At 65.9% G+C, this 25579-nt stretch carries 21 protein-coding genes and 1 riboswitch; of the genes, 5 read left to right on the plus strand and 16 right to left on the minus strand.

Annotation, left to right across the window (positions count from 1 at the left end):
* Positions 1–9: 9 nt before the first annotated feature.
* The gene (locus V473_RS11500) at positions 10–1620 is read right to left on the minus strand and encodes an ATP-binding protein (RefSeq protein WP_066605572.1); all 1611 of its coding nucleotides are present in this window, start codon (positions 1618–1620) and stop codon (positions 10–12) included.
* Positions 1621–1781: 161 nt separating this feature from the next.
* Between V473_RS11500 and hrpB the strand changes: the two genes are divergently transcribed.
* From hrpB to V473_RS11525, 5 genes are all read left to right on the plus strand, one after another.
* Complete coding sequence (gene hrpB, locus V473_RS11505; protein ID WP_066604067.1) at positions 1782–4235, plus strand: ATP-dependent helicase HrpB; 2454 nt, start codon at positions 1782–1784, stop codon at positions 4233–4235.
* A gap of 55 nt (positions 4236–4290) precedes the next feature.
* On the plus strand, positions 4291–4569 hold the full coding sequence (locus tag V473_RS11510) for an ETC complex I subunit (protein WP_066604070.1): 279 nt from the start codon (positions 4291–4293) through the stop codon (positions 4567–4569).
* A gap of 120 nt (positions 4570–4689) precedes the next feature.
* Positions 4690–4932, plus strand: a complete 243-nt coding sequence (locus V473_RS11515) for an acyl carrier protein (protein WP_066605577.1) — start codon at positions 4690–4692, stop codon at positions 4930–4932.
* 104 nt (positions 4933–5036) lie between these two features.
* A complete protein-coding gene (gene spt / locus V473_RS11520) occupies positions 5037–6299 on the plus strand; it encodes a serine palmitoyltransferase (RefSeq protein ID WP_066604072.1) in 1263 nt (420 codons plus the stop codon).
* Between the two features lie 117 nt (positions 6300–6416).
* Positions 6417–8435, plus strand: a complete 2019-nt coding sequence (locus tag V473_RS11525; RefSeq protein ID WP_066604075.1) for an ATP-binding protein — start codon at positions 6417–6419, stop codon at positions 8433–8435.
* Here V473_RS11525 and V473_RS11530 read toward each other — a convergent pair.
* The 15 genes from V473_RS11530 to murC form a co-directional block, all read right to left on the minus strand.
* Positions 8392–9270, minus strand: coding sequence for a hypothetical protein (locus V473_RS11530; protein ID WP_066604078.1), 879 nt, complete (start codon positions 9268–9270; stop codon positions 8392–8394). The two genes, V473_RS11525 and V473_RS11530, sit on opposite strands and share 44 nt — an antisense overlap.
* A 111-nt stretch (positions 9271–9381) precedes the next feature.
* Positions 9382–10029: a DUF938 domain-containing protein gene (locus V473_RS11535; protein ID WP_066604081.1), complete on the minus strand. Its 648-nt coding sequence runs from the start codon at positions 10027–10029 to the stop codon at positions 9382–9384.
* Positions 10026–11600: an aminomethyl-transferring glycine dehydrogenase subunit GcvPB gene (gene gcvPB, locus V473_RS11540; protein ID WP_066604084.1), complete on the minus strand. Its 1575-nt coding sequence runs from the start codon at positions 11598–11600 to the stop codon at positions 10026–10028. Before gcvPB ends, V473_RS11535 begins: the two co-directional genes overlap by 4 nt.
* Positions 11597–12955: an aminomethyl-transferring glycine dehydrogenase subunit GcvPA gene (gene gcvPA / locus V473_RS11545; RefSeq protein WP_066605582.1), complete on the minus strand. Its 1359-nt coding sequence runs from the start codon at positions 12953–12955 to the stop codon at positions 11597–11599. The genes gcvPB and gcvPA overlap by 4 nt, the downstream gene beginning before the upstream one ends.
* A gap of 132 nt (positions 12956–13087) precedes the next feature.
* The gene (gene gcvH, locus V473_RS11550; protein WP_066604088.1) at positions 13088–13459 is read right to left on the minus strand and encodes a glycine cleavage system protein GcvH; all 372 of its coding nucleotides are present in this window, start codon (positions 13457–13459) and stop codon (positions 13088–13090) included.
* 24 nt (positions 13460–13483) lie between these two features.
* Positions 13484–14635 (minus strand): glycine cleavage system aminomethyltransferase GcvT, encoded by a 1152-nt coding sequence (gene gcvT / locus V473_RS11555; protein WP_066604091.1) that lies wholly within the window; start codon positions 14633–14635, stop codon positions 13484–13486.
* Between the two features lie 178 nt (positions 14636–14813).
* A riboswitch (glycine riboswitch) is annotated at positions 14814–14913 on the minus strand.
* A gap of 53 nt (positions 14914–14966) precedes the next feature.
* On the minus strand, positions 14967–16127 hold the full coding sequence (locus tag V473_RS11560) for a deoxyguanosinetriphosphate triphosphohydrolase (protein ID WP_066604094.1): 1161 nt from the start codon (positions 16125–16127) through the stop codon (positions 14967–14969).
* 54 nt (positions 16128–16181) lie between these two features.
* Positions 16182–18071 (minus strand): tetratricopeptide repeat protein, encoded by a 1890-nt coding sequence (locus V473_RS11565; RefSeq protein ID WP_066604097.1) that lies wholly within the window; start codon positions 18069–18071, stop codon positions 16182–16184.
* Between the two features lie 128 nt (positions 18072–18199).
* Positions 18200–19645, minus strand: coding sequence for a cell division protein FtsZ (ftsZ, locus tag V473_RS11570; RefSeq protein ID WP_066604101.1), 1446 nt, complete (start codon positions 19643–19645; stop codon positions 18200–18202).
* Between the two features lie 107 nt (positions 19646–19752).
* Entirely contained in the window at positions 19753–21036 is a 1284-nt protein-coding gene (ftsA, locus tag V473_RS11575; protein ID WP_066604104.1) for a cell division protein FtsA, read from the minus strand.
* Positions 21037–21041: 5 nt separating this feature from the next.
* On the minus strand, positions 21042–22001 hold the full coding sequence (locus V473_RS11580) for a cell division protein FtsQ/DivIB (protein ID WP_066604107.1): 960 nt from the start codon (positions 21999–22001) through the stop codon (positions 21042–21044).
* Positions 21994–22944 (minus strand): D-alanine--D-alanine ligase, encoded by a 951-nt coding sequence (locus V473_RS11585; RefSeq protein WP_066604109.1) that lies wholly within the window; start codon positions 22942–22944, stop codon positions 21994–21996. The genes V473_RS11580 and V473_RS11585 overlap by 8 nt, the downstream gene beginning before the upstream one ends.
* Positions 22941–23855: a UDP-N-acetylmuramate dehydrogenase gene (murB, locus tag V473_RS11590; protein WP_066604111.1), complete on the minus strand. Its 915-nt coding sequence runs from the start codon at positions 23853–23855 to the stop codon at positions 22941–22943. Before murB ends, V473_RS11585 begins: the two co-directional genes overlap by 4 nt.
* Entirely contained in the window at positions 23837–24034 is a 198-nt protein-coding gene (locus V473_RS11595) for a hypothetical protein (protein WP_066605587.1), read from the minus strand. The genes murB and V473_RS11595 overlap by 19 nt, the downstream gene beginning before the upstream one ends.
* Positions 24034–25461, minus strand: coding sequence for a UDP-N-acetylmuramate--L-alanine ligase (gene murC / locus V473_RS11600; RefSeq protein WP_066604113.1), 1428 nt, complete (start codon positions 25459–25461; stop codon positions 24034–24036). The genes V473_RS11595 and murC overlap by 1 nt, the downstream gene beginning before the upstream one ends.
* Positions 25462–25579 lie beyond the last annotated feature (118 nt).

Genomic DNA, 25579 nt, shown 5'->3' on the forward strand with positions numbered 1-25579 from the left:
ATCTTTTGCCTATTCCGCCTGCAACAGCGTCGCGACGCGGCGGTGCAGTTCATCCATAGCGAAGGGCTTGGTCAGCACTTCCATGCCATGTTCGATGTGACCATGGTTCAGCACGGCGTTTTCGGCATAGCCGGTGACGAACAATATCCGAAGATCAGGACGCAGCGTGCGGGCGGCGTCGGCGACCTGGCGACCGTTCAGCCCACCGGGCAGGCCGACATCGGTGATGAGCAGGTCGATCCGGCCGCGTGATTCCAGGATGCGCAGGCCCGATGGTCCGTCCGCCGCCTCCAGGCAGGCATAGCCCAGATCCTGCAGCGCATCGACGATTAGCATCCGCACCGACGGTTCGTCGTCGATCACCAGCACCGTCTCGCCCGCCTCCGCCTCGACAACCGGCTCGGCGATGTCGGGCGAATCCACATCCTCCTCGCCGCGATGGCGGGGCAGGTAGATGCAGACCATCGTGCCATCGCCGGGTTCGGAATAGATGCGGACATGGCCGTTGCTCTGCCGCGCGAAGCCATACACCATGGAGAGGCCAAGACCCGTCCCCTGGCCGATCGGCTTGGTGGTGAAAAAGGGGTCGAACACCCGGTCCAGGATCGCCTTGTCGATGCCGGTCCCGGTATCGCTGGTGCAAATGGTGACATATTGGCCCTGCGTCAGGCCATGATCGCGTGCGGTGCGATCGTCCAGCCAGCGATTGCCCGTCTCGATCGTGATCTTGCCCCCGGCGGGCATCGCGTCGCGCGCGTTGATGCAGAGGTTGAGCAGCGCATTTTCCAGCTGGTTGGCGTCAACCAGGGCGGGCCACAGGCCAGAGGCGGCGATCGTCTGCACCTCTATCTGCGGGCCGACGGTGCGGCGGACCAGTTCGGAAAAATCGCCCAGCAGCCGATTGACGACGGTGGGCTTGGGGCTGAGCGTCTGGCGGCGGGAGAAAGCGAGCAGGCGATGGGTGAGCGCGGCGGCGCGGCGGGTCGCGCCCTGCCCGGCGGTCAGATATTTGTCGATATCGCCCGTCCGCCCCTGCGCCAGCCGGACGCCGATCATTTCGAATGCGCCGGAAATGCCGGCCAGCAGATTGTTGAAATCATGGGCCAGACCGCCGGTCAACTGGCCGACCGCCTCCATCTTCTGCGCCTGGCGCAGCGCGCCTTCCGCTTCCTCCTGCTCCGCCAGCGCTTGCGCGATGCGGGCTTCGAGCGTGTCGTTAAGGTCGCGCAGCGCTTTTTGCGCCTTCACTTGCGCGCTGATATCCTTGAACAGCACCGCGACCTGCCGGTTTTCAAACGGGCCTACGCGGAAGGAGGAGACGTCGAGATAATGGCCTGTCTTTTCCAGTTCGCGCTGGAAACGGATCGGCTTGCCCGTGCGAAGCACGCTACCGTATAATTCGACCCAGCCGTCCGCTTCGTCCGGCACCATTTCGCGCAGCTTTTGCCCCACGACATCGGGAATGCCGGCATTACGTTCATAGGCGGCGTTCGCCTCGACATGGATATAGTCGCTCAAGGGACCATGGGGACCATCGAAAAATTCGATGATGCAGAAGCCGTCCTCCATCGTTTCGAACAGGATGCGATAGCGTTCCGCGTCCCCGATCAAGCTGTCCATTCCCTTTATCGTCCCTTCGTATGCGCGGCATTCCTGTTCGCGACCGACGAACATGGATCAACAGCTTTGGCCGCGGAACGTGTCGCAAGGCAACTGTTTCCACGATGGCTCGCATTTTGCGCGACTTGCGGTTTGTGGCAATCAGCGCGAGAGGAGGCGCGATGAGCGACCTGCCGATCCACGATGTGCTGCCCGACCTGCTCGCCGCGTTGCGGACGGGCGTCAATGCCGTGCTGGTGGCGCCGCCGGGCGCGGGCAAGACGACGGCGGTCGCGCCGGCGTTGCTGGACGAGCCATGGTGCACCGGACAGGTGTTGCTGCTGTCGCCGCGCAGGCTGGCGGCGCGGGCGGCCGCCGAGCGGATCGCCGAGATGCTAGGCGAGCAGCCAGGCGACACGGTCGGCTATGCGACGAGGATGGACAGCAAGGTGTCGGCGCGCACGCGGCTGCTGGTGCTGACCGAGGGTATTTTCGTGCGGCGGATACAGGATGATCCGGAACTGGCGGGCGTGTCTGCGGTGCTGTTCGACGAAGTGCATGAGCGAAGCCTGGACAGCGATTTCGGCCTGGCTTTGGCGCTGGACGCGCAGGGGGCTTTGCGGCCGGATTTGCGGATCGTGCCGATGTCGGCGACATTGGATGGGGCGCGCTTTGCGGCGCTGCTGGATGGCGCGCCGGTGATCGAGAGCAAGGGGCGTATCCAGCCGCTGGAACTGCGCCATATCGGGCGCGCGGCGGAAAAGAAGATCGAGGATGAGATGGCGGTTGCGATCCGCCGGGCTTTGGCGGAGGAGGCCGAGGGCGACCTGCTGGCCTTCCTGCCTGGCGTGCGGGAGATCGAGCGGACGGCGGAACGGATCGAGGGCATCGCCGAGGTGCATATGCTGCATGGGTCGCTCGATCCCGGCGCGCAGCGGGCGGCGATCCGGCCGTCCCGCTCCGGCGCGCGAAAGGTCATTCTTGCAACCAGCATCGCCGAAACCAGCCTGACCATCGACGGGGTGCGGATCGTGGTGGACAGCGGGCTGGCGCGGCGGCCGCGTTACGACCGGGCGGCGGGCGTGACGCGGCTGGTGACCGAACGGGCGAGCCAGGCGTCAGCGACCCAGCGCGCGGGTCGCGCGGCGCGGCAGCGGCCCGGCGTCGCCTATCGCCTGTGGGAGGGGGCGGCGAGCGCGGGGATGCCGCCTTTCGACCCGCCGGAGATTTTGGAAAGCGACCTGTCGAGCCTGTTGCTCGATTGCGCGCTATGGGGCGTGAGCGATCCGGGCGCGCTGCGCTGGCTAGATCCGCCGCCGGCCGCAGCGGTAGAGGAAGCGCGCAGGCGGCTGACCGTGCTGGAGGCGCTGGACGAGGACGGACGCATCACGCCGCATGGCAAAGCGCTGGCGAGGCTGCCTCTGTCCCCGCGCATCGCGCACATGCTGATGCGCGCGGGCGAGATGGGGCTGGCGGAGGTAGCGGCCGACGTCGCCGTGCTGCTGGGCGAGCGCGGCGTTGGCGGGCAAGACACGGACCTGACGTTGCGGCGGCAGCGCTGGCGGCGCGAGAGCGGCAAGCGGGCCGACGCGGCGCGGGGGTTGGCGCGGCGCTGGGCGAAGCTGGTGAAGCGTGGGCCGGGCGATGGCGGCGGCGATCATGCGATCGGCCTGTGCCTCGCCCTTGCCTTCCCCGATCGCGTCGCCAAGCGCCGCTCCGCCGATGGCGCGAACTGGGCGAGCGTGGGTGGGCGCGGCTTCCGGCTCGATCCGCTGTCGCCGCTGGCGCGCGAGGACTGGCTGGCGGTCGGCGAAGTGCAGGGCAGCGCGGCGGGCGCGCGGATATTGTCCGCTGCGCCGATCGGCGAGGCGGACGTGATCGCTCTGTTCGGCGCGCATATCACCGAGTACCGCACCGTGAAATTCCGCCCGGCCAATGGCGGGATCGAAGCGTTGCGCGAGCGGCGGCTGGGCGCGGTGCGGCTGTCGTCAGGGTCCGATGACCGCCCCGACCCCGATGCCGTGGTCGCGGCGCTGGTCGATGGCGTGCGGCAGAGCGGGATAGACCTGCTCCCCTGGTCGGAGGCGGCCCAGTCATTGCGGATGCGGGGCGGCTTTGCCGGGATCGAAGCGCTGTCCGATACGGCCTTGATCGCGACGCTGGATGATTGGTTGCCGCCACTCCTGATGGGCAAGCGGCGATTGTCGGACATCGACCGGTCCCTATTGTCAGGCGTGCTGGAGGGTTTGATCGGCTGGGATGGCAAGAGCGAGCTCGACCGGCTTGCGCCGGCCGACTTCCGCTCACCAGCAGGTAGCCATCATGCGATCGACTATGCGGCCGAGGGTGGGCCACGAGTGGAATTGCGCGTGCAGGCGCTGTTTGGCCTTGGAGAACATCCCACTGTGGGCAGCCAGCGCATTCCGCTCGTCCTGTCGCTGACTTCGCCGGCCGGACGACCGATCCAGACGACGCGCGACCTGCCCGGCTTCTGGGCGGGCAATTGGCGCGACGTGGCCAAGGAAATGCGCGGCCGATATCCGCGCCATCCCTGGCCCGACGATCCGGCCGGAGCCAGCGCTACATTGCGCACCAAAAACGCCGATGTCAGAGGACATGGCGCCCGGAAGTCTTGACTTCGCGGCAACCACTGGTGCAACGCAGCATGACGAATTACCGGAGTCTTTCGCGATGAGCGCGCGCATTTACCAGATCCAGAAGAACGCCCTCCAGTCCGGCAAGGCGCTGACCCATAAATGGGTGCTGGAATATGCGCCCGCCGAAGCCAAGCAGGCCGATCCGCTGACTGGCTGGGCCGGTTCGGGCGACACCAGGCAGCAGTTGAAGCTGAGCTTTCCGTCGCAGGAGGCCGCGATCGCCTATGCGGACAAGGAAGGCGTCGCCTACACCGTGATCGCGACGCCGCCCAAGACGCTGAAATTACAGGCCTACGCCGACAATTTCCGGTAAATAGCCGTTTTAGCCCATTCATATTCGGGCGTGATGCTGCCCGATTGACGCCTTATTCGCTTGCCATAGGGCTGGACGGAGCGGCAAATGCCGCGCTTTGACGGAAAGATTTTCACGATAATGACGGATCGCAACGCAATTTTCGACAGCATCGCGACGCAGGTCGCGCCCTTCAACAAGAAGGGTGTCGAACTGACCGAAGCCACCACCTTTGCCGGCGACCTGGAATGGGACAGCCTGACGGTGATGGATTTCGTCGCGGCGATCGAGGATGCGTTCGACATCATCATCACCATGAACATGCAGGCCGAAATCGAAACCGTCGGCCAGTTGGTGGACGCAGTCGCCAAGCTGAAGGGCTAAGCCCCCTCCCTGTCCCCGTTCGGTTCGAGCCTGTCGAGAACGATGCGCTTGGTTCTCGACAGGCTCGAACCGAACGGAGGTTTAGAACCGAACGGATTTTATATATGACCGACGCCGCCGCCACCGCGAACGATGCGCACACCCCGGCCGAAACGCCTGCCGCGCGCGACCTGTTTTCCAAGTTCGATCCCTTGATCGCCGAGCGCGAGGCGCTGCTGGCGACGGGCGTGCGTGATCCTTTCGCGATCGTGATGGACGAGGTGAAGTCGCCGACCCAGGCCGTCATCAAGGGCAAGGACACGATCCTGCTCGGCACCTATAATTATATGGGCATGACGTTCGACCCCGATGTGGTCGCAGCTGGCAAAAAGGCGCTGGACGAGTTCGGCGCCGGCACCACCGGCAGCCGCGTGCTGAACGGCACCTATCAGGGCCATGCCGAAGTCGAAACCGCGCTGCGCGAATTTTACGGGACCAGCGGCGCGATGGTCTTTTCGACCGGCTATCAGGCCAATCTGGGCGTCATTTCGACGCTGGCGGGCAAGGGCGACTATGTCATTCTGGACGCCGACAGCCATGCGTCCATCTATGACGGTTGTTTCCTGGGCGACGCGGAAATCGTCCGTTTCCGCCACAACAGCGTCGAGGATCTGGCCAAGCGCCTGGCTCGCCTGCCCGCCGACGCGCTGAAACTGGTGGTGCTGGAAGGCGTCTATTCGATGCTGGGCGATGTCGCCCCCCTGCCCGAAATGGTCGCGGCCGTGCGACAGCATTCCAATTGCATGATTCTGGTGGACGAGGCCCATGGCATGGGCTTTTTTGGGCAGAACGGCCGGGGCGTCTATGAGGAGCAGGGCGTCGAGGCCGATGTTGATTTCGTGGTCGGCACCTTCTCCAAGTCGGTCGGCACCGTCGGTGGCTTCTGCGTCTCCAACCATCCCAAGTTCGAGATTTTGCGGCTCGTCTGCCGCCCCTATGTCTTTACCGCGTCGCTGCCGCCCAGCGTCGTCGCCACTGCGGCGACCAGCATCCGCAAGCTCATGCACGCGGGCGAAAAGCGCGCCCATCTGTGGAAGAACAGCCAGCGCCTGCACAAGGGGCTGACCGACCTCGGCTTTACCCTCGGCACGAAGACGCCGCAGTCGGCGATCATCGCCGTGATCCTGACCGACCAGACTCAGGCGGTAGCGATGTGGCAGACGCTGCTGGAACTGGGCCTTTACGTCAACATGGCGCGCCCGCCCGCGACCCCGGCCGGCACCTTCCTGCTGCGCTGTTCGCTGTGCGCCGAACATAGCGACGAACAGGTCGAGCAGATCATCGGCATGTTCGAAGCCGCAGGCAGGGCGACCGGCGCGATCACTTAATCGCGCGCTGTACGAAACGCCCAACCGATCGCTTCGTGCGACCGAATGAGAATATGCCGTGGAACTTTTGATTGATGATGTTTCGCGGTTAAGCTTGTTGGTCTAGTGTAACGGTCCATGGCCGATAGCGACCATCAGTTTGAACAGGACCAGGACGGGTGGGCCAGAGGCTGGCGCGCGCTGACGCGGCGCGTCCTACCGCTGATACTCGCCGCTCTGTTGATCGGATCGCTGGGCGCGCTGCTCTATAGCGCCAGCAATGCGTCGCGCGAGCATGCGCAGGCGCTGGCCGAACAGCAGAGCAGTTTCGAGGTGATCGCGCTGGCGCGCGGCTTTGAGGCGCGCATGGCCCGCGCCGAAGTCACGCTGGCGCGCTATGTCATCAGCCTGGAGCCCGATACCGGGCGGCTGTTCCAGGACCAGTGGCGCGGCGCGGCCAGCCAGTTGAAGGCGCTCAGCTACGCCACGCGCCGGTCGGGCTGGCAGCATGGCAATGTCGAAGCGCTGCATTATGCCTTCATCCAGCGCGGCAAGACGCTGAGCGAAATCGGCCTGCGCACCACATACGACCAGAAGATGGCGGCGCTGGGCCGTTTTCATCAGGCGGGCAAGACCCAGGATCTGCGGCGCATCACCGCGCTGCTGGACCTGGTCATCAAGGCGGAGAATGACCGGCTGCGCGAACGCAGCCTGGCGGTGACGCTGGCGGGCGACCGCAGCGAATGGGTGGGCAAGACGTCGCGGCTCGTGGGGCTGGCGATGCTGGTGTGCATATTGTTCGGCGTCTGGTTCGCCAACACGGCCTTTCGCGAACGGCGCACGGCGCGGCGGCTGGCGGAGGCGGAAACCGAGCGAGCGGACCGGCTGGAGGCGGCGGTCGCGGCGCGCACGGCCGAACTATCCTATGCCTATGAGCAATTGAAGCTGGAAGCGGCGGAGCGGGCGGCGGCCGAACATGATCTGCGCCAGATGCAGAAGATGGACGCGGTCGGCCAGTTGACCGGCGGCATCGCCCATGATTTCAACAATATGCTGGCCGTCGTGGTCGGCGGGCTGGAACTGGCCAAGCGCAAATTCCGGTTGAAGCCCGAAGAAGCCAGCCGGCATCTGGACAATGCGATGGAAGGCGCCAATCGCGCGTCTGCGCTGACGCGCCGGTTGCTGGCCTTCGCCCGGTCCGAACCGCTGCTGCCCAGCGCGGTCGATCCCGATGCGCTGCTGTCGGGCATGGCCGACCTGATCGACCGCACGATCGGCGACCAGATCACCGTCCGCTTCGCCCAGGGCGCGAGCGGCTGGTGCATCTTCGTCGATCAGCATCAGATGGAAAATGCGATCCTGAACCTGTGCGTCAATGCGCGCGACGCGATGGACGGACGTGGCCAGTTGACGCTGGCGACCGGCCAGACGGCGTTGGCGGCGCGCGAGATTGGCGAATGCGCAGCAGGCGACTATGTCACCGTGACCGTCACCGACGATGGCTGCGGCATGACGCCGGACGTGCTGGCGCGTGTGTTCGAACCCTTTTTCACCACCAAGCCGGTCGGCAAGGGCACGGGCCTGGGCCTCAGCCAGATTTTCGGCTTCGTGCGTCAGTGCCGGGGCGAGGTTCGCATCGAATCGGAGCCAAGCCAGGGCAGCAGCGTGCATCTCTACCTGCCGCGGTCCATCGTCGCCGGAGAAGTCGCCAATGGGGAGGTCAGCTTGGCGCGGGCGCCGGTGGAACAGCCCCCGACCCGCATTTTGGTGGTGGAGGACGATCCCCGCGTGTTGAACCAGACGATGGCGGCGCTCAGCGAACTGGGCCATCTGCCGATCGCCTGCGACCATCCGGCCAAGGCGGCCAAATTGCTGGCCAATAATAGTGATGTCGGCCTGATCATCAGCGACGTGTTGATGCCCGACATGACCGGGCCGGAAATGGTGAAGGCGCTGCCGGCCCGCTTCCGCCATCTGCCGGTGCTGTTCGTCACCGGCTATGCCGGCGACGCCAATGACAGCGCCGATTTCGAGGGGCATGAGGTGCTGCGCAAACCCTATACGCTGATGGCGCTGGGGCAGGCGTTGACCCATACGCTCAGCAGTCAGGCCCTCAGCGAATCGCGCCACCCCGGAACAGCCGCGGCAGCAGAATGACAGCGCCGAGCAGCGGCCAGCGCCGCTGCCAGGGCTTGATCGCGATCTGCGTGCCCGCGTGGCGATTGATCTTCCAAGCCAGATAATCGATGCCGCCGGCATAGGTGAAGCTGGCCTTGGCCAGACGGATTACCGACAGGCGCTTGCCGCGCCGCTGGAGGCTGCGCCAGTGCGCGGGCGTATCAGCTGGCGAGGATGGAAGGCCATCGGCGAGCGCGGCGTCGCCAACGCGGCGATAGCGATCGGGATCGGCATCGACGATCGAGAGGGAGCGGCCCGTCTTTTCGGCGCGCAGTTCGGCGTTATAGGTCAGGGTGAAGCCGGTGCGCCATAAGGCGAGCGCATCGCCCTGCCCCTCCGCCATCGGCCGCGCCAGCGACAGCAATGTCGGCGCGGCCTGCGCGACGGCGGCGATCGCGCGCTGGCGGGCGAGGTCGTCGGCGGCCCAGAGCAGGCGCGAGGGCTGGGCGAAGCGCGCCCAGACCGAGACATTGTCGGCCTCCATGCTGTTCAACCGAGCGAAGTCGGCTTCGGACAGCACGGCATATTTGGCGATCAGCCCCTGATGTTCGAACGGGAAGACATTGGGCGGGATCATGCGGTTGGCGCGCGCCAGCCAGCTTTTGCCATAGGCGGCGGGATAGTCCGACACGATCAGGTAGAAATCGAGCATCAACCCGTCGAGATTCTTCTCCCGCAGGCAGGAGCCGTAGAAGAGAACCGCGCGGGCCGCCTGCGGATATTTGGCTGCCAGTGCGCCCGCCATGGCGGCGGCGCGGGGATCGGCCGGAGCGCTGAGTTCGGCGGTGACGAGGGGGAGGAGTTGGCTGGGCATTGGAGCGTGCAAAAGAGGCTGAACCTATCGTCCGTTCGGGCTGAGCCTGTCGAAGCCTTACCCTGCTTGAAAGGAGTACGGCCCTTCGACAAGCTCAGGGCGAACGGATATTTAGAGCCATCCCTTACGAAAGAGCAATGACAGGTTATTCGCGGGCATGTCGATCAAGCGATCGAAGCGCAAACCCTGTACGTCCGCTGCCGTAACCACCTCCTCCAGCCGGCGCAGTCCCCAGCGCGGATCGCGTGCCTTGAGCGAAGCGTCGAAGGCGAGGTTGGATGGCGCAGTATCTACGCCATCGCAAATATAGGGGCCGTAGAGATAAAGCAGGCCGCCGGGCGGCAGCGCCTGCCCTGCGCCCTTTAGCAGCCCTAATGTCGCGGCCCACGGGCTGATATGCGTCATGTTGATGCAGAGGATGGCGTCGGCCTGTGCGATCGGCCAGTCGCCCGCAGCGTCCAGCAGGATCGGCGGGTGGAGATTAAGCAGGTCCGCTTCGGCGCGCCAGGCCGCGATCGACGCCAGCGCAGCGGGATCGGGATCGCTCGGCTGCCAGTCGAGCGAGGGGAAAGCGACAGCGAAGTGGACAGCATGTTCGCCGCTCCCGCTCGCCACCTCCAGCACCAGGCCGGAAGACGGGAGCTGGTCGCGCAAGACCGCGACGATGGCGTCGCGGTTGCGCTCGGTCGCGGGCGCGTAGCGTTTATCCGCGACGGCGGGGCCGGAACCGGGTTCCCACGGCTCCGGCCTGTCGATCATTCGGCAGCGACCGCCAGCGCAGGGTCGGTCCAGGTGAGGACCGGCTTGCGCGCCGCGAGGGTTTCGTCGAGGCGCCGGCGCGGCGCGTGATAGGGGGCGCCCTTGAGCGCTTCGTCCCCCGCCTTGGCGCGTTCGGCCAGACTGCGCAGCGCCAAGATGAACTGGTCCAGCGCCGCCTTGCTTTCGGTTTCGGTCGGTTCGACCAGCATCGCGCCATGGACGACCAGCGGGAAATACATGGTCATCGGGTGGAAGCCTTCGTCGATCAGCCCCTTGGCGATGTCGAGCGTGGTGAAGCCCTCGGCCAGCCCCTTGTCGCTGAACAGCGCCTCATGCATACACGGGCCGCTGTCGCCGAAGGGGGCGTCCAGCACATCGTCCAGGCTGCGCAATATATAGTTGGCGTTGAGGACCGCGTCCTCCGCCACCTGGCGCAGTCCGTCCGCGCCGTGGGACAGGATATAAGCCAGCGCGCGGGTGAACATGCCCATCTGGCCATGGAAGGCGCTCATGCGACCAAAGCTCTGCGGCATCTCCTCGCCGACATTCTCCTCCTCGATCAGGTGGATGCTGCCGTCCGCCATGCGCGCGGTATAGGGGAGCGGGCCGAAGGGCGAGAGCGCTTCGGACAGCACCACCGGGCCGGAGCCGGGGCCGCCGCCGCCATGGGGGGTGGAGAAGGTCTTGTGCAGGTTGATGTGCATCGCATCGACGCCCAGGTCGCCGGGGCGGACCCGGCCGACGATGGCGTTGAAGTTCGCGCCGTCGCAATAGACGAAGGCTCCGGCGGCATGGACCGCATCGGAGATAGTCTTCATGTCGCGCTCAAACAGCCCGCAGGTGTTCGGGTTGGTGATCATCACCGCCGCCACATCCGGACCGAGGCGCGCCTTGAGCGCTTCAAGGTCCACGCGGCCTTCGGGGGTGGCGGGAATATCCTCCACCTTGTAGCCGCAGAAGGCGGCGGTGGCGGGGTTGGTGCCATGGGCGCTTTCGGGGACCAGAACAACCTGACGCGCATCACCGCGCGCTTCCAGTGCGGCGCGGATGCACAGCAAGCCGCACAATTCGCCATGGGCGCCCGCCTTGGGCGTCATGGCGACGCCATGCATGCCGGTCAGTTTGATGAGCCAGACCGCCAGTTCATTGATGACGCCCAGCGCGCCCTGCACCGTCGATTGGGGCGCGAGCGGATGGAGGTCGGCGAAACCGGGCATCCGCGCGACCTTTTCATTGAGGCGCGGATTATGCTTCATCGTGCAGCTGCCGAGCGGGAACAGGCCCAGGTCGATGGCGTAATTCTGGCGGCTGAGGCGCGTATAATGGCGCACCGTTTCCTGCTCCGACAGGCCCGGCAAGCCGATGGCGTCGGTGCGGGCGAGTTTGCCGAGGCGGCTGGCGACGCTGGGTGCTGGCGCGAAATCGACGCCGGTCGTAGCGGTCGAGCCGATCTCGAAGATCAGCGCCTCTTCCAGCATCAGCGCGCGATTGCCGGTGGCGGTTGCGGGGGCCATATGGGCGTCCTTGACGGGGGTGGGCGCGGTGGGGCGACCTTCCTTGAGCATCGTCATGCCAGTTCCTCCTCCAGCGCTGCGGCAAGGCTTTCGATATCCTCCGCCGTGACGGTCTCCGTGACGGCGACGACAAGGCCGTTGCCGATCGCAGGCGTCTGCGGGAAGAGGCGGCCGAGCGAGACCCCGGCCAGCACGCCCTTGTCGGCCAGGGTGCGCACGACGTCGCGTGCGTCTTTCGACAAGATCAGGGTAAATTCGTTGAAGAAGCTGTCGTTCAGCAGCGTGACGCCCGGCACCTTGGCCAGGCGATCGGCGGCTTGGCAAGCAAGGCCATGGTTCAGCGCCGCGAGTTCGCGCAGGCCGCGTTCGCCCAGCAAGGTCATATGGATACTGAAGGCCAGCGCACAAAGCCCTGAATTGGTGCAGATGTTCGACGTCGCCTTCTCCCGCCGGATATGCTGTTCGCGGGTCGAGAGGGTCAGCACGAAACCGCGCTTGCCCGCCGCGTCCACCGTCTCGCCGCACAGGCGGCCCGGCATCTGCCGGACATATTTCTGCTTACAGGCGAACAGGCCCAGATAGGGGCCGCCAAATTGCAGGCCGACGCCGATCGACTGGCCTTCGCCCACGACGATGTCCGCGCCCATGGCGCCCGGCGCCCGACAAGCGCCCAGCGCGACCGGCTCCGTCACCACAGCAACCAGCAGCGCGCCCGCCGCATGGGCGGCGTCGGCGAGCGGGGTCAGGTCGGCGATGCGGCCGAGAATGTCGGGATATTGGACGACGACGCAGGATGTATCCTTGTCGATGCCCGCGATCAGCGCGTCGATGTCAGTCGCGGCGTCCAGCGTGGGCGCTTCATGGGCCAGCGCGTCGCCGGTGAATTTCGCCATCGTTTTGGCGACCGAAACATAATGGGGGTGCAGGCCCGACGACAGGATCGCCTTGCCCCGCTTGGTGATGCGCCGCGCCATGCCGATCGCTTCCCAGCAGGCGGTGGAGCCGTCATACATGGAGGCGTTCGCCACGTCGCAGCCCAGCAGGCGCGCCACTTGCGTCTGGAATTCGAAGAGCACCTGCAACGTGCCCTGCGCGATTTCGGGCTGATAGGGGGTGTAGGCGGTCAGAAACTCGCCGCGCTGAATCAGATGATCGACGCTGGCGGGGACATGATGCTTGTAGGCTCCTGCCCCCAGGAAGAAGGGCGCCTCCCCCGCCGACAGATTCTGCCGCGCGAGCGCCGCCATATGGCGCTCGACCGCCAGTTCGCTGGCATGATCGGGCAGGCCGGCGATGGCGCCGGTCAGCCGGGCTTCGGCGGGCACATCCACGAACAGATCGTCGATGGACGCCGCGCCGATGACGGACAGCATGTCCGCGCGGTCAGTGTCGGTTAGGGGTAGGTAACGCATATCATACAACTCCCCCCTCGCCCCATCATCTCCCTTCCCGCTTGCGGGAGGGGCCGGGGGAGGGTCTGTTACGGAGATGACGCCACACGCCCTCCCCTAACCCCTCCCACAAGCGGGAGGGGAGCTATCAGGTCAAAGTGCCGCCACGAACTTCTTGTAGACGGCCTCGGTCATCAGGCCTTCCAGTTCGCTGGCGTCGGTGATGCGCAGCTTGAAGAACCAGCCATCCTCTTCGGCATCGCTGTTCACCAACGCGGGTTCATCCTCCAGCGCGGCGTTGGATTCGACCACTTCGCCCGAAATCGGCGCATAGACGTCGGACGCGGCCTTGACCGATTCCACGACGGCGGCGTCGTCGCCCTTGTCGAAGGTCGCGCCTTCAACAGGCAGTTCGACGAACACGATGTCGCCCAACTGCTCCTGCGCATAATCGGTGATGCCGACGGTGGCGATTTCGCCCTCGACATCGATCCATTCATGCTCTTCGGTGAAATAACGGCTCATTATGCTTCTCCCCTCGGAAAAGGATTAAACTTTGCGGCGGTAACGATGCGGAACGAACGGCATCGGCGCAACCGCCGCGGCGATGCGCTTGCCGCGCACTTCGATCTCCAGTTTTTCGCCGATCACGGCATGGGGCAGGCTGACCCAGCCCATGGCGATCGGCGCGGCGACGGACGGCGCGAAGCCGCCGGAGGTGACTTCGCCCACCAGCACGTCGCCAGCGTAGATTTGCGCGCCTTCGCGGGCCGGCAGGCGGCCTTCGATGGTCAGGCCCACCCGCTTGGCGCCAGGGCCGTCGGCCAGTTCCTTCAGCACGCGGGCATGGCCGATAAAGCCCCCCTCCTCGCGGCGGCGCTTCTGAATCGCGAAGCCCAGGTCCGCGCCGATGGTGCTGACCGCGGGCGACAGGTCATGGCCGTAGAGCGGCAGGCCGGCTTCCAGCCGCAGCGAATCGCGCGCGCCCAGGCCGATCGGCTTGACCTGCGGCAGCGCGCACAGCGCATCGGCCAGAAGGGTGACGTCATCGGCGGGGATGCTGATTTCGAACCCGTCCTCGCCGGTATAGCCCGAACGGCTGATCCACAGCGGGATGCCGCGCCAGGTGAAAGGTCCGGACTGCATGAACAACAGATCGGCGGTTTCGGGGATGAGCGTGGCGAGCGCCTCGCCCGCTTCCGGCCCCTGGAGCGCCAGCAGCGCCTGGTCGGCCATGTGGTTCATGACGACCGCGTCGGGCAAATGTTCGATCATCCAGCCGATATCGTCATATTTGGTCGCGCCGTTGACAACCATATAGATGGCCGCGCCGTCGAACGCCTCATCCCCCAGGCGCGACACCATGAGATCGTCCAGGATGCCGCCCTCCTGATCGAGCAGCATCGAATAGCGCTGGCGAAAGGGCTTCAGCCCCTTGATATCGCTGGGCAACAGATATTCCAGCGCGTCATCGACGCCGTCGCCGGAAAAGCTGAGCTGGCCCATATGGCTGACGTCGAACAGGCCGGCATGTTCGCGAGTCCAGGCATGTTCCGCCATGATGCCTTCATATTGGATCGGCATGTGATAGCCAGCGAAGCCGACCATCCGCGCGCCACGGGCACGGTGCCAGGCATCGAGCGGCAGGGCCTCCAGCGGCAGTTCCTCTGCGATTGTGGCGATATCGTCATTGCCGGACATGAAGCGTCCTTTCCGTGCGGGGTTGATGGCGACCGATGCAAAGGCCCGGAGTCGGACCTGTCCTATCTGCCACCCCCTCTGTCACGGAACCTGAGAGCTTTGACCAGCGGCCTTGCGGCCACATGGCTTACCCCTTCGGTGGGACAGTCATGCGACTGTCCGCTTTCCAGAGTGCCTTGCGCGCGATGCGGTCCTTTGACCTGAGAGATTCCGGGGCGGTTGCTCCTTCGGTGACGGGGTGGCCTCCAAGGCTTCCCATACTCTCCCGCATCATGCCCAACGGACGAATCCGCCGGAGACGCTCTTGCATTGCGGCAAACGCATGGGCGCGTCAATCGGCCAGCGCCATCGCCCCATAGATTTCCGCATGGCGCTTTTCGGCATAGCGATCGGTCATGCCGGCGATGAAGTCTGCGATATGGCGGCTGCGGGTGGGCTCCTCATCGACGCAATCGTCGCGCCATTCGGGCGGCATCAGCGCGGGGTCTTGCCTGTAGGCGCGGAACAGGTCGGTGACGATGATGCGCGCCCGGTCGGCGGCGGCGAGCTGTTCGGGATGGTGATAGAGAGTCGCGTACATGAAACGCTTGAGGTCGCGCTCCTGCGCCGCAAGGTCCGGCGAGAAAGCGACCAGGGTGCGGCCGAGCGCGCGGACATCCTCGACCGTCTCCACGCCCGATGCGGCGATGTTGGCGCGGGTCGATTCGATCAGGTCGGTGGCCATCACGCCGATCTGCTCGCGCACCAGCTCGCGCAGCAGCCGGTCCTCCGCCACGTCGGGATAGCGTGCGCGCACCCGGTCCCAGCAGCCGCGCACGAACGGCACTTCCATCAACTGGTCAAGCGTCAGCAACCCGGCGCGCAAACCATCGTCGATATCATGATTATCATAGGCGATGTCGTCGGAAATCGCCGCCAGCTGCGCCTCCAGCGAGGCGTGGCTGGTCAGGTCGAGCGGGAAGAGCGCGTCCAGTTCGCGCATCGCCCAGCCGGGCTTAGCGATCGGGCCATTATGCTTGGCCAGCCCTTCCAGCATTTCCCAGCTGAGGTTGAGGCCGGCAAAGCGCGGATATGGGCTTTCCAGCAGCATCAGCGTGCGCAGCGTATGGGCGTTGTGGTCGAAGCCGCCATGATCGTCGAGCGCGACCTCCAGCGCATCCTCACCGGCATGACCGAAGGGCGGATGACCGATGTCGTGGGCGAGGCACAGCGCTTCGGTCAGATCCTCGTTCAGCCCCAAAGTGCGCGCGGTGGTGCGGCCGATCTGGGCAACCTCCAGACTGTGGGTCAGGCGGACGCGAAAATGATCGCCGTCAGGCGAGACGAACACCTGCGTTTTGTGGCGCAGGCGACGGAAGGCGATCGAATGGATGATGCGATCGCGGTCGCGCTGGAAGACGTCGCGCGGTCCGCGCATCTCGCCGCCCGCTTCGGGATGGAGGCGGCCGCGGCTGGCGGCGGGATGGCAGGCATAGGGGGCGAGGATCGTCATGACGGCCCTCTTAGAGCCTTCTCCAGTTAGCCGAAACAGCCGACTGCAAAATGCTTATTCGCCCCCAAGCTTCTCCACGACCTCCCCTGCTTCGCTTTTCCAGGCGAAGGCGTCGGCGCCGTCGGCCTTCAGACTGGCCTCCAGTTCCTTGGCGCGGGCGAAGCTGGCGAAGGGGCCGACCAGCAGACGATTCGTCCGCCCCCATCCGGCGCTCCAGCCGTCCTGTCGGGACAGAATCGTATATTTTTTGCGCAGATTGTTCATGGTGAAGCCCAGCGCCGACTTGCTCTGCCCCACTCCGACCTGCAGCCAGTTACGCGAGGGATTGTCGGCCAGGCGCTTCTTCTCCTCGGCGTCCTTCTTGGCCTTGGCGTCGACGTCCGCCTTGGCCTTTGCGGCCGCCTCCTTCTTCGCCTTGTCGGCGGCGGCCTTGGCCGTGGCCTGTCGCTCGGCGCGGCGAGCAGCCTGGATCGCGGCGATTTCGCTGAGGTCGACAGCGGCGACGCTCGACTGACGCTCGGCTTCGGGCACATCGATCGCGCGGATGATGTCCGCCAGCGTGCGGGTGGCTTCCGGGTCTGGTTGAGGCGCCGAGGGCGGCGGCGCGGCGGGGAGCGCCTGCACCATAGCGGCAGGAGGCGCGGCGGCAGGCGCACTCGACACGGCAGTTGCGGACGGAACCGATGCCTGGGCCAGCGCGATCGCGTTGAGTTGCGACCCGGCGTTGGCGGGCGGCGGCGCGCGATCGATCGAATCGAAGCCCGGTGCGGGTGGTCCCTGAACGGTGGCGTTGGGCGTAGCGGGCGATGCGGATGCCTGACGAACAGGCGCCGGTTCGGGTGGGGCGGCTACGGACGAAGGGGGCAAAGGCTGCACGACCGGGGACGGTGGCGGCGCGCTGGGTTGCTGCCGCGCAGGTGGCGGGGTCGGCGTGGGTTCCGGCGCGGACTGGATCACCTTGGGCGGCGTCGTCTGGGCCTGGGCCAACCGCGGCTGGGCAGGACGACGGGACGCCGCAAGCCCTTCGGCGCGGGCAAGGCGGGCGGCTTCGCGCTGCTGGCGGCGCTGTTCGGACCGGCTGAGCGGCTTGGTCTTGGCCGGAGTGGCGGAGGCGACGGCGACCGGCGCTGCGGCGACGGCGATGCCGGGCGCAGGCGGGGTCGGCGTGATCGCGGCGATGCTGGCGCCGATCTGCGCCGGGAAATGGCCGAAATGCACCGCCGCGGCCTTTTGCGCGGCGGTCAGATAGGGCATTTTCTGCATATAAGGCGTGATGGCGGCGGCGAGTTGCGCGGGCATGGTCTGTTCCGCCACCTTCTTCGCATCGGCCTGCTTGTTGTTCATCGCAAGGATGAACGCGCGGTAACGCCAGGCGGCGCGGTCGCTCTTGTAGAGCAGCGGTTCGAGGATCTTGTCGGACGCGGCCACCTGCCCCGCGATGCCGAGCGAGGCGGCGTAGCGGCGCACCGTTTCGTCATCATTGGGGGTGCGTGCAAGCGCGGCCTGATAGTCGCGCTGAGCGCCGGCCTGATCGCCGGTCATATCACGCGCCAAGCCGCGGTCGGACAGGATCGTGGCGTCGGGATAGCCCAGCCGCCCGGCCTGGTCGAACAGGCGCAGCGCTTCGGCCGGGTTTTGCAGCTTGAGCATCACCCGCCCCAGTCCGGCCTTGATCCGGCCATTGCCGCTTTCGATCGCGTCGGCACGGGCGAAGAAGCCGGTGGCCGCGCGCGGATCGTCCAGCGCCAGCGCCGCCTCCCCCGCGCCGATCAGCGCGACCACGTCGCGCGGGTTGGACGCGAGGCGCGCCAGATTGCTGTTGAGGTCGGCGGCGCCAAGCGGGCGGACCAGTTGCGATTGGTCCTGCTGCGCGTGCGCAGGGGCCGCGAGCAGCAGCGCGCCCGGCAGCCAAAGACCGAGAATCCATGGAGAAGTGCGTGTCACATCCGCGCCTTAGCCCATCCCAGGATGAATGGGAAATTAGCCCAACGAAAAAGCGCGCCGGGTCGCCCCAGACGACCGACAGCGCGCTTTTATCCTAGCCGCGACACAAGTCGCGCGCCCATTCCGCCTTACTGGTTGTTCTGGCGATTGAGGAAGCGGGGGATGTCCACGCCCGGCGCGCCGTCGTCCGCAGCGCCCGGCGCCTTGTCCGTGCCGCGGGTCAGGCCCGCCATCCGCTCGAACAAGGTGCCGCCGGTGGCGACGCGCGGTGCGGGCGCGGCGGGGGCAGCCGGTTCGGCGCTGTCTGCGCCCAGGATCAGTTCGTCTTCCGCCGGATCTTCATCGGAAAAGACCGCCGCCGGTTTAGGGGGGGCGAAGGCTGCGGGTGCGGCAACCGGCTGTGCCGGCGCCGGCGCGGCTGGCACGTCCAGTTCCAGCGTTTCGGGCTGCGGCGCAGGCGCCGGGGCGGGCGTCGGCGCAGGAGCTGCGACAGGCGCGGGTTGTTGCGCGACGGGCGCGGGCTTGGGCGCTGCGGCTTGCGGCACGGACACGGCGGGACGGTTGGCGAAGCTGAAGGGCTGAGTCAGCGGCGCGGCATGGTTGCCGATGTCATTGTCGATGCCGGTAGCGACCACCGACACGCGGATCTTGCCGTTGAGATTGTCGTTGAAGGCGCTGCCCCAGATGATGTTCGCGTCCGGGTCCACCAGTTCGCGGATATGGTTGGCGGCTTCGTCCACTTCCATCAGGCGCATGTCCTCGCCACCGACGATCGAGACGATCACACCCTTCGCGCCGCGCATCGACACGCCGTCGAGCAGCGGGTTGGCGATCGCCTTTTCCGCGGCCTGGAGCGCCCGGCCGTCGCCTTCGGCTTCGCCGGTGCCCATCATCGCCTTGCCCATTTCACCCATGACCGAACGGACGTCGGCAAAATCCAAGTTGATGAGGCCGGGCATGACCATCAGGTCGGTGATGCCGCGCACGCCCTGCTGCAGCACTTCGTCCGCCATCTGGAACGCTTCCTTGAAGGTCGTGTTCGGATTGGCGATCAGAAAGAGATTCTGGTTGGGAATGACAATCAGCGTGTCGACATGCTTTTGCAGCTCGTCGATGCCGCTTTCCGCAGACTTCATGCGGCGATTGCCTTCGAAGGTGAAGGGCTTGGTCACGACGCCAACGGTCAGGATCCCGCGTTCGCGGGCCGCCTTGGCGATGACCGGCGCTGCACCTGTGCCGGTGCCGCCGCCCATGCCGGCGGCGATGAAGCACATATGCGCGCCTTCCAGCGCCTGTTCGACCGACGCGATGGTTTCCTCCGCCGCCGCCTTGCCGATTTCAGGGCGCGAACCAGCGCCCAGTCCTTCGGTGATTTGCGGGCCTAGCTGGATGCGGCGTTCGGCCGGCGATGCATTGAGCGCCTGCGCATCGGTGTTGGCCACGATGAAGTCCACACCCTCGACATGGGCGGCGATCATGTTCGCGATGGCATTGCCGCCCGCGCCGCCGACGCCGATCACCGCGATCCGCGGCTTCAGTTCGTCCACATGCGGTGGGCTGATTTCAATGCTCATAAATAGTGCTCCCTCAGCTTCCTCGTCAGGAAGCAACGCCGTCATTAAATGTTAACACCAGAAAATAGGGGATTTCACCACCTAATTTCGTCTTCGTCCAATTTCGTTCAATAGTTTGTCTTCATCGCACGCATCATGCGTTGCCACCAGAGCGGGGCGCCCAGACGATGCACGGTTTGTGGCGCAGGCGCCATCGCGCGGAGATCAACCGGGTTGGAAGCGCCGTAAAGCGCCAGGCCCGCCAAGGTGGCGAAGGCCGGGCCACTATGCGCTTCGGGCATGGCGGACAAGCCCCTGGGTCGTCCGATCCGCACGGCGCGGCCCAAAGCGCCCTGCGCATAATCGGCAATGCCCTTCATTTCCGCACCGCCGCCGGTCAGCACGACCTGCCGCCCGGTCGAGTTGAAGCCCATGCCAGCGAGCGCGGCGTTCACTTCGGTCATGATCTGGTTCAGTCGTTCGCAGATGACGCCGACCAGCGCGGCGCGGGTGATCTTGCCCCCTTCCGCGTTCGGCCCTGCGGCCTGTCCCGGCACCGCCATTTCGCCATGGGGCGGAGCGATCTCGATCATCTCGCGAAAGTCGCGGGGATTTTGCATGGCCGAGCCATAGAAGCATTTGATCCGCTCCGCCTGGCTGCGGCGGATGCCGAAGGAGGAGGCGATATCGTCGGTGATGTCCGACGCGCCCAGCGGGATCGAGTGCAGGCCGACCAGCATCCCGCCCGCATAGAGCGAGACGTTGGTGACCCCCGCCCCAATCTCCACCAGCGCGACGCCAAGGTCGCGTTCCTCTTCCGACAGACAGGCAAGGCCCGTCGCGATCGGCGCGGCGACGATCGAATTGACGTTGAGATAAGCGCCACGCACGCACAGGTCGAGATTGGCGAGCGGCGCGCCGTCGGCCAGCACAACATGAATATCCACGCCCAGAAGGTCGGCGTGCATCCCCAGCGGCTTCTTCACCGGCACCTTGCCATTGATGGTGAAGCAGGTGGGCTGGGCATGGAGGACGATGCGGCCGTCGGGGTCGATGCCCTGCTGGCCCGTGGTCAGGAGATCGTCGATATCGGGCTGCTCGATGCGGTATCCGCCCATATCGCGCTCGACTGTGACGACGTCGCTGACCAGGCTGCCGCCCGAAAAGCTGACCCAGACATCCTCGATATTGGTGCCCGCGACCCGCTCCGCCTGCTCGATCGTTTCGCGCACGGCCAGTTCGGTGCGCTCCATGTCGGCGATGAACCCGCGCCGCACCCCCCGGCTTTCGCGCTGGCCGGTGCCCAGTATCGCCAGTTCGCCCGTGTCGGTCCGCCCCGCGATCAAGGCGGACACCTTCCACGATCCGATGTCGATCGCGGTGATGAGCTTTTCGACCTTGGGCTGCGCCATGGGACTTAGCCTTCCTCGCCCGGCGTCGCGGCGGCGACATCCTTGGCCGCGCCATCCTTCGTGGCGTCATCCATCGGCTTTTCCTCCACCTGGCCCTGCGGCAGGCGCAGGACGAAGCGATCGGGATCGCGCATGTCGAATTTGACGATGCCGCGACCCAGCAGGCGATTGACGCCATCCATCCGTGCGAAATTCACCAATGCGCCCGCCGAATCCTTGTCGCCCTCCGGCAGGGAGAGCGTCTCACCCGACTGAAAGCGCAGATCCCAGCGCCGGTTCCCGACCCAGGTCGCGCCGGCCAGCATCGGCTTCAAGGCCGGGGCGTTTTCCATCAGCCGGTTGAGGCCCGCCGTCTGGCGATTGGCGTTGGGGCCGACGACCAGCGGCAGGTCGGGCATCGCGCTGGCGGACACCGACTGCAACACCACGCCCGACACGTCGATCAGGTGCAACTGGCCGCCATGCTGCCACACCGCGACAGGATCACGCTCGACGATGTCGACCACCAGCGTATCGGGCAGGCGGCGGGAAATGCGCGCATCCTTGACCCAGCCGAGCTTGAGCATCTCGCTGCGCACCCTGGGCAGGTCGAGCGAGAGCATGGAGCGATCCACCTGCCCCAGCGCGATATTATAGACGGACAGTTCGTCCATCCGTTCAACGCCGCGCACTTCGACCTTGTCGACTTCGAAGCCCGCGCGCGCCGCGATGTCCGCCGCCTGCTGCCGCGCCATGCCGGGCAGGCCCATGAAGATGGCGATAGCGATGACAATCGCGCCGAAGATGCAGACGATCGCCCAACTGGCCATGCGTTGCAGCGTGGCTTCGCTGACCGGGAGCATCTCGACCAGCCGGTCCAGGCCGCTCTGGCGCTTCAAGGTCCGGCCGCGACCGCCATTCGTGGCCCTGCCCTTTGCGCTGCTCAGTCGCGCGGTGCCGCCGCGCCTGATCCGTGCTTCAGCCATCTGTGCTTCCCCCGGCGCGGTTCAGCGCCTCCTCGACAATAGTCTCTACCAGCGTGGCATAGTCAATGCCCAGCTTCGCGGCCTGTTCGGGGACCAGACTCAAGGGCGTCATGCCCGGCTGGGTATTGACTTCCAGCAGGAACAGCCCTTCGATCCCCTGCGTGTCGTCCCAGCGGAAATCGGCGCGCGACGCGCCCTGGCAGCCCAGCAGCTGGTGGGCGCGCAGCGCGATCGCCTTGCAGGCTTCGGTGATTTCGGGCGGCAGGTCGGCGGGGCAGACATGTTCGGTCATGCCGTCGGTATATTTGGCGTCGAAATCGTAGAAGCCGCTCTTGGGGCGCAGTTCGGTGACGAGCAAAGCCTCGTCGCCCAGCACGGCGGTCGTCAGTTCGCGGCCGCGAATATAGGGTTCAGCCAGCAGTTCGGGAAAATCCTGCCACGGGCCGACGCTGTCGCGGGCGATGGGGTTGCCATAATTGCCCTCCGCCGTGACGATCGCGACGCCGACCGAGCTGCCTTCATTGACAGGTTTCAGCACATAGGGGCGCGGCAACGGATCGGCGGCGAAGAGGCTTTCGCTTTCCACGATCTGGCCGCCGGGCATGGGGATGCCGTGGGGCACGAGCGCCTGCTTGGTCAGTTGCTTATCGATCGCGATGACCGATGTGGCGAGGCCGCTATGGGTGTAGGTGAGGCCCATCAGGTCCATCATGCCCTGCACCGTGCCGTCTTCGCCCGGAACGCCATGCAGCGCGTTGAAGATCACGTCCGCCCTGGTCTCCGCCAGGCGGGCGGCGACATTGCGGTCCATGTCGATGCGGGTGACTTTGTGGCCGCGCGATTCCAGCGCCTTGGCGACGCCCTCGCCCGACGACAGCGAGACGGGGCGTTCCGCCGACCAGCCGCCCATGAGGACGGCGACATGCCAGGGGCCACGGGTCACTTCACGATCCCGACGCGCTGAATTTCCCATTCCAATTCTATTCCACTTTTGTCTTTGACCCGGCGGCGGACTTCTTCGCCCAGCGCTTCGATGTCAGCGCTGCTGGCGTCGCCGCTGTTGAGCAGGAAATTGGTGTGCTTCTCGCTGACCTGCGCGCCGCCCAAAGCCAAACCGCGACAGCCTGCTTCGTCCACTAACTGCCAGGCCTTGTGCCCGTCGGGGTTCTTGAAGGTCGAGCCGCCCGTCTTGCTGCGCAGCGGCTGGCTGTCCTCGCGCGCGGCGGCGATGCGGTCCATTTCCGCCTGGATCGCAGCGGGTTCGCCGGGTTCGCCACGGAAGGTCGCGGACACCACGATCGCGCCATCGGTCAGGTTGGAATGACGGTAGGTATAGGCAAGGTCACGGTTCAGGAGCGTCACCTGTTCGCCCGACCGCAGCACGACCTCGCACGACAGCAATATGTCGCGCGTCTCGCGGCCATAGGCACCGCCGTTCATGCGCACGAATCCGCCGACCGTGCCGGGGATGGAACGCAGAAACTCCAGGCCCGCTATGCCCGCGTCGCGCGCGGTCGAGGAGACGAGGATGCCTGACGCGCCGCCGCCGCAGGTCAGCGTGGTTTCATCCAGCGCCATGACCTTGGCGAAGGGCTTGCCCAGCCGCACGACCACACCCGGCACGCCGCCATCGCGCACGATGAGGTTGGAGCCGAGGCCCAGCGCCATCACTGGCACGTCCGGGCCGAGCATGGCGAGGAAGTCGGACAGGTCGTCCGCATCCTTCGGTTCGAACAGCCATTGCGCCGCGCCGCCCGCCTTGAACCAGACGAGCGGGGCCAGCGGGGCGTCGGCCTTCAGCGTGCCACGAACAGGCGGCAGGGCGATAGTCGCGCTCAACCGCGCATACCCCACAGGTTCATCCAGTTCTTCATGGCCTTGAGGCCCGCTTCATTGGCCTGGGTCGCGGCCATGCCGGATTCGACTTGGCGTTGCGCGGCCTCCACCATGTCGCGCGCGGCCTCCACACCCTGCATCTGGGCGTCGATCATGCGCTTCTGCATTTCCAGGCCGACGGCGAACAGTTCGAACATCAGGCGGTTTCCTTGACCTTCGCGGAGACGGCGGCGGCCAATCCCGCCGCCCATTTGGTGATGTCGCCTGCGCCCAGGCAGATGACCATGTCGTCGGGCTGGATATCGGCCGCGACCAGCGACGCCAGTTCATCCGCATCGGCGACGGTCGTGGCATGGCGATGGCCGCGGCGCTTGAGGCCCGCGACCAGCGCGGCGCTGTCCACATCGTCGATCGGCTGCTCGCCCGCGGTATAGACGGGGGCGGCATAGACGATGTCGGCGTCGTTGAAGGCCTGCTGAAATTCATCCATCAGGTCGCGCAGGCGGGTGAAGCGGTGCGGCTGGACCACGGCGATGACGCGACCTTTCGCGCCTTCTCGCGCGGCGGCGAGGACCGCCTTGATCTCGACCGGGTGGTGGCCATAATCGTCGATCACGGTGGCGGTGCCGCCTGCGATGGCGATCTGCCCGACATTGGTGAAGCGACGCTTGACCCCGCCGAACTTGGAAAAGCCGGTCTGGATCGTCGCGTCGTCAATGCCCATGTGCAGCGCGACGCCGATCGCCGCCATGGCGTTCAGCACATTATGGCGGCCGGGCATCGGCATTTCGATACCCTCGATCTTGCGCGTCGATCCGTCGCGCTCGCGCACCTGAATGTCGAAGCGGTTGCCGCCGGGGAAGCTGACGACATTGTCGCCGCGAATGTCGGCCTGGGCGGAAAAGCCATAGGTCACGATCCGCCGGTCCTGCACGCGCGGCAGGATCGCCTGCACTTCGGGATGATCCAGGCACAGCAGGGCCGCGCCATAGAAGGGGACGTTGCCGACGAACTCGACAAAGGCGTCCTTCACCCGGTCGAAGCTGCCATAATGGTCGAGATGTTCGGGATCGATATTGGTGACGACCGCGATCGTGCCGTCAAGGCGCAGGAAGCTGCCGTCGCTTTCGTCGGCCTCGACCACCATCCAGTCGCTATTGCCGAGGCGCGCGTTGGAGCCATAGCTGTTGATGATGCCGCCGTTGATGACGGTCGGGTCCACCCCGCCCGCGTCCAGCAGCGCGGCGACCATCGACGTCGTCGTGGTCTTGCCATGGGTGCCAGCCACCGCGACGGTGGATTTGAGGCGCATCAGTTCGGCCAGCATTTCAGCGCGGCGGATGACCGGCACGCGGTTTTCCAGCGCCAGCTCGACCTCCGGGTTGCCGCGCTTGATCGCGGTAGAGGTGACGACCACAGCGGCGTCGCCCAGATTTTCCGCCTTGTGGCCGATCATCACGCGGATGCCCTTGGCCCGCAATCCTTCGACCACATAGCCTTCGGCCACGTCCGACCCCTGAACGTCATAACCCAGATTATGCATCACTTCGGCGATGCCGGACATGCCGATGCCGCCAATGCCGATGAAATGGATCGTACCGATGTCCGTGCCGACACCCTTCATTTATTCTCTTCCTCGTAAAAAGATCCGTTCGGGCTGAGCCTGTCGAAGCCCAGTCCTTTCTTCAAAGGAGAAGTGCAGCCCTTCGACAAGCTCAGGGCGAACGGAGGTAGGGCGACTA

This window comes from Sphingobium cupriresistens LL01 (assembly GCF_001046645.1).
GTDB classification, from domain to species: Bacteria; Pseudomonadota; Alphaproteobacteria; order Sphingomonadales; family Sphingomonadaceae; genus Sphingobium; species Sphingobium cupriresistens.

Coding starts and splice junctions, on each gene's coding strand:
- V473_RS11500 (WP_066605572.1), bottom strand. CDS start 1,620: ATGGACAGCTTGATCGGGGACGCGGAACGCTATCGCATCCTGTTCGAA.
- hrpB (WP_066604067.1), top strand. CDS start 1,782: ATGAGCGACCTGCCGATCCACGATGTGCTGCCCGACCTGCTCGCCGCG.
- V473_RS11510 (WP_066604070.1), top strand. CDS start 4,291: ATGAGCGCGCGCATTTACCAGATCCAGAAGAACGCCCTCCAGTCCGGC.
- V473_RS11515 (WP_066605577.1), top strand. CDS start 4,690: ATGACGGATCGCAACGCAATTTTCGACAGCATCGCGACGCAGGTCGCG.
- spt (WP_066604072.1), top strand. CDS start 5,037: ATGACCGACGCCGCCGCCACCGCGAACGATGCGCACACCCCGGCCGAA.
- V473_RS11525 (WP_066604075.1), top strand. CDS start 6,417: ATGGCCGATAGCGACCATCAGTTTGAACAGGACCAGGACGGGTGGGCC.
- V473_RS11530 (WP_066604078.1), bottom strand. CDS start 9,270: ATGCCCAGCCAACTCCTCCCCCTCGTCACCGCCGAACTCAGCGCTCCG.
- V473_RS11535 (WP_066604081.1), bottom strand. CDS start 10,029: ATGATCGACAGGCCGGAGCCGTGGGAACCCGGTTCCGGCCCCGCCGTC.
- gcvPB (WP_066604084.1), bottom strand. CDS start 11,600: ATGACGATGCTCAAGGAAGGTCGCCCCACCGCGCCCACCCCCGTCAAG.
- gcvPA (WP_066605582.1), bottom strand. CDS start 12,955: ATGCGTTACCTACCCCTAACCGACACTGACCGCGCGGACATGCTGTCC.
- gcvH (WP_066604088.1), bottom strand. CDS start 13,459: ATGAGCCGTTATTTCACCGAAGAGCATGAATGGATCGATGTCGAGGGC.
- gcvT (WP_066604091.1), bottom strand. CDS start 14,635: ATGTCCGGCAATGACGATATCGCCACAATCGCAGAGGAACTGCCGCTG.
- V473_RS11560 (WP_066604094.1), bottom strand. CDS start 16,127: ATGACGATCCTCGCCCCCTATGCCTGCCATCCCGCCGCCAGCCGCGGC.
- ftsZ (WP_066604101.1), bottom strand. CDS start 19,645: ATGAGCATTGAAATCAGCCCACCGCATGTGGACGAACTGAAGCCGCGG.
- ftsA (WP_066604104.1), bottom strand. CDS start 21,036: ATGGCGCAGCCCAAGGTCGAAAAGCTCATCACCGCGATCGACATCGGA.
- V473_RS11580 (WP_066604107.1), bottom strand. CDS start 22,001: ATGGCTGAAGCACGGATCAGGCGCGGCGGCACCGCGCGACTGAGCAGC.
- V473_RS11595 (WP_066605587.1), bottom strand. CDS start 24,034: ATGTTCGAACTGTTCGCCGTCGGCCTGGAAATGCAGAAGCGCATGATC.
- murC (WP_066604113.1), bottom strand. CDS start 25,461: ATGAAGGGTGTCGGCACGGACATCGGTACGATCCATTTCATCGGCATT.